The following is a 3,523-nucleotide window of genomic DNA, read 5'->3' as shown; positions in this document are numbered from 1 at the left end:
GGCCAGCATCGAGCCGACAGGCCGGCGACGAAAGACATACCTTGGTATGATCGACCTGACCCACGAGCGAGTCTTTCTCACGTGTGAGCTAGGGGAACGAGGGTGGGCGTCGCGCCACGCTGAACGGTCAGTGGTTCGAGGCGCAGGGTGTAGGAGGGATGCGCGCGCGGATCGGCATCATTGTCGCCCATGAAGATGAGATCGAAGCGGCCGCGCTCCGCGGTCCGCGCGATTTCCTGGACGGCCGCGAGATCCTGGAAGCTCTTGATCGCGCCGGGATAGCGCCAGCCGGCGACGTCACTGCCGGTTCCCAGGATGAAGAGCCCGAGATGCATTTGCCGCTTCGCCGTCGCGCTCATCCGTGGAAGTCCGTCTCCCTGGTTCTGCCCGCAATCGTCACGGGCAAGCGCCGAGCGATGACGAGGCAAATTCCATGCCCTCGCCCCTCCGAAGCCCTGCGGGGGCACCATGAGCTTTAGATCTTTAATGTGACAGTTGATATATAGACAGTGCACTGTCTATATAGAGACATGACCACGCGACTCGACAGCCGCTACACGGCGGCACAGCTCGGCCAGCTCTCCGGGGTGGGCGAGCGCACGGTGCGGTACTACGTGCGCGAAGGCCTGATCGATCCGCCGAACGGACGCGGGCGCGGCGCCCATTTCGACAACCGCCATCTCGGCCAGCTGCAGCGCGTGCGCTTCCTCCAGGAAGCCGGACTCGATCACGCCGCCATCCGCCAGCACGGCGAGGAGATCGAGGCGGCGCTGGCCAAGCGCGGCGTCGCGCGCCGGGACTGGGAAGCCGAGTGGGCGCGCTCCAGCCAGGATGTCGCGCGGATCTACCGCCGCCTGAAGGCGCAGCGCTACGCGCCGGCGGTATCGACGGTGACTCGGGTCGAGGTGGCGGATGGCATCTCCTTGCTGATCGAAGGCAGCCATCGTCTGCCCGCGCCGACGCGGCTTGCCGAGGCTGTTGCCGCCTTGCGCGCAGCGTTCGATGTCACCGATTCGACCAAGCAGGCCGAGCGGAAATGAGAGGAGCAGCCGACATGTCTTCGATCGAAGCGGCGCGCCACTACTACGCCCAGCTGGTCACAGGCCATGGCGGCGTCCGCGACCCACGAGTCACCGATGCTTTCGCGACCACCCCGAGAGAGCGCTTCGTCGGTGCTGGTCCGTGGACAGTATTCAATTTCGCCGGCGGATATATCGAGACGCCGTCCGACGATCATGCCTGGCTATACCAGGACGTCCTCGTTGCGCTGTCGCGCGGTCAGGGAATCAACAATGGAATGCCGAGCCTGCATGCCCGGTGCCTGGATGCCCTGGCGCTGAATGAAGGCGAGACGGTGCTGCATGTCGGTACCGGGACCGGGTATTACACATCGATCCTCGCCGCGCTGGTCGGACCGGCGGGATCGGTCGTGGCCTACGAGATCGAGCCCGCGCTTCTCGCCATGGCGAAGGCCAACCTCGCCGGGCAGCCCAACGTGTCGCTGCAAGGGGTATCGGGAACGAGCGGCAGCCTGCCGCCCTGCGACGCGATCTACGTCAACGCCGGGGCGACGCATCCGGTAGACACTTGGCTCGACGACTTGCGGCCGGGCGGCCGGCTGCTCTTCCCTCTGACGCCCGATCAGGGTTTGGGCGGCATGCTGCTGGTGACCCGCGGTGATGGCAAGACGTGGCCGACACGCTTCGTCTGCCCGGCCGGCTTCATCCCGTGCCACGGCGCGCGCGATCCGCAGATGGCCGCTGTTCTCGCCGACGCCTTCCGCCGGCAGAGCCTGTGGACCGTGCAAACGCTTCATCGCGGCACCGTTCCCGACGATTCGTGCTGGGTCGCCGGAAACGGCTGGTGGCTGTCCACGCGGTAGACCCTCATGTTCTTCCGGACCGCGGGCGTCTCGCCCGCTCATGATCATGATTCATGAGCGGGCGAGACGCTCGCGGTCCAGAAGAGCATGAGCGCCCACTGGAGTGACCCATAAGACCACCGCCGGCAGCGATCGTCCGAGCGCGCGGGCGAGCGTCGTCTTGCCGGCGTCCGCCTTGCTGCAGTCGCCGCGGAGCGGCCGTCACACCGGCCTGTCGCCGCAGAGCTGGACGCGGCGCATCAGGCGACGAAACGGGCCGGTATCGCCCAGCGCAATATGCTTGGCGCTGCGGTTGTCCCAGAAGGCGATCGAGCCTTTCTGCCAGCGGAAGCGGAAGGTGAATTCCGGCCGGTTGCCGTGCTCCAGCAGGAAGTCGAGCAGCGGCCGGCTCTCCTTCTCGGTCATGCCTTCGAAGCCCACCGTGTAGGAGGCATTGACGAACAGCATCTTCCGGCCGGTCTCGGGATGGGTGCGCACCACGGGATGGCTGTTGCGCGTCTCGCGCCAGTCCGGCCCGTCGCGATGCTTGGTCGAGCGGCCCTTGTTCTTCCCGGCCTGCGGCCCCGCCACCATGATGTCGCTGTGCACGGCGCGCACGCCGTCGAGCATCCTCTTCATGCCGTCCGACAGCGCGTCGTAGGCGAGGTACTGGTTGGCGAACATCGTGTCGCCGCCATAGGGCGGCACGTCGATGCCGTAGAGGATGGCGCCCATCGGCGGCTCTGCCATCATGGTCGTGTCGGCGTGCCAGTCTTCGCCGACATAGGAGGTGTCGCCCGGCTCGCGCCGCACCATGACGATCTCGGGGTCGTCGCCGATGCCCCTGTAGTTGGGATGGACGAAGATCTCCCCGAAGCGGCGCGCGAAGGCCTTCTGGCGTTCGGTGTCGAGCTCCTGGTCGCGGAAGAAGACCACGCAATGCTCGTTCAGCGCGTCGCGGATCTCGCCGATCGTTCCGTCGTCAAGATCCTGGGCGACGTCGACACCCGAGATCTCGGCGCCGCCGGCGCCCGAAAGCAGCCGTATCTCGAGGCGCGTGTTTCGCATGGCCGTTGCCTCCGCCCTGTCAACCGAGGTGAGGCTACACGACGAGATGCCGGCTCGAAAGCCGGGGGCATGCGACACGCGTCATGCTCTTCCGGACCGCGAGAGGTCGCGCTCGCTCTGAGGAAGAGCGAGCGCGGCCTCTCTCCGTCCGGAAGAGGATGAGGATCGCGACGGGTCTGCTGGCGGTCGATCTGGTCGAAAGGGCTTCAGAACAGGGCACGATGGAATAGATTGCATCCCAGTCCGCCATACCGGCGTGCCCCTGTCGACGGAGCAACGCGATGAAGCCGCACGTGATCTGCCACATGGTTTGCAGCCTCGACGGCCGCACCTGGTCGAGTCGCTGGCGGCCGCAGGGCGCGCACTCGGCGGGCCTGTTCGAGCGCCTGCACGAGCAGCTGGGAGGCGGCACCTGGCTGGTCGGGCGGGTCACCGGCCAGGAATTCGCCAAGGGCAAGGAGCGTCCGGCGCCGACCGGCCAGGTCTTCCCGCGCACGGCGTGGATCGCCCGGCGCGATGCCGCCGCCTACGGCGTCGTGCTCGATGCCGAGGGCAAGATCATCTGGGGCCGCTCGGACATCGGCGGCGATCCGA

4 protein-coding genes and 1 pseudogene are annotated in these 3,523 nt (G+C 66.9%); 3 read left to right on the top strand and 2 right to left on the bottom strand.

The genetic code is table 11. From position 1 onward, the window contains the following. Positions 1-77 precede the first annotated feature (77 nt). A complete protein-coding gene (locus tag AB7O82_RS34050; protein ID WP_428621396.1) occupies positions 78-359 on the bottom strand; it encodes a hypothetical protein in 282 nt (93 codons plus the stop codon). Between the two features lie 171 nt (positions 360-530). Here AB7O82_RS34050 and AB7O82_RS34045 point away from each other — a divergent pair, with 171 nt between their 5' ends. Together AB7O82_RS34045 and AB7O82_RS34040 are read left to right on the top strand one after the other, a co-directional pair. After that, entirely contained in the window at positions 531-1,040 is a 510-nt protein-coding gene (locus tag AB7O82_RS34045; protein WP_428554461.1) for a helix-turn-helix domain-containing protein, read from the top strand. Between the two features lie 14 nt (positions 1,041-1,054). Next, positions 1,055-1,882, top strand: coding sequence for a protein-L-isoaspartate O-methyltransferase family protein (locus AB7O82_RS34040; RefSeq protein WP_428554458.1), 828 nt, complete (start codon positions 1,055-1,057; stop codon positions 1,880-1,882). Between the two features lie 201 nt (positions 1,883-2,083). Here the strand turns inward: AB7O82_RS34040 and AB7O82_RS34035 are convergent, their stop codons facing one another. Next, complete coding sequence (locus AB7O82_RS34035; RefSeq protein ID WP_428621395.1) at positions 2,084-2,929, bottom strand: TauD/TfdA dioxygenase family protein; 846 nt, start codon at positions 2,927-2,929, stop codon at positions 2,084-2,086. Positions 2,930-3,210: 281 nt separating this feature from the next. On the opposite strand from AB7O82_RS34035, the pseudogene AB7O82_RS34030 reads away from it, so the two are divergent. After that, positions 3,211-3,523: pseudogene (locus AB7O82_RS34030) on the top strand (2-hydroxy-3-oxopropionate reductase); the annotation flags it as partial.

It is taken from the genome of Reyranella sp., from assembly GCF_050185545.1.
Taxonomy (GTDB): domain Bacteria; phylum Pseudomonadota; class Alphaproteobacteria; order Reyranellales; family Reyranellaceae; genus Reyranella.
The sequence above is the reverse complement of the archived record's forward strand: the minus strand, read 5'-3'. Positions and strand labels throughout refer to the sequence as shown.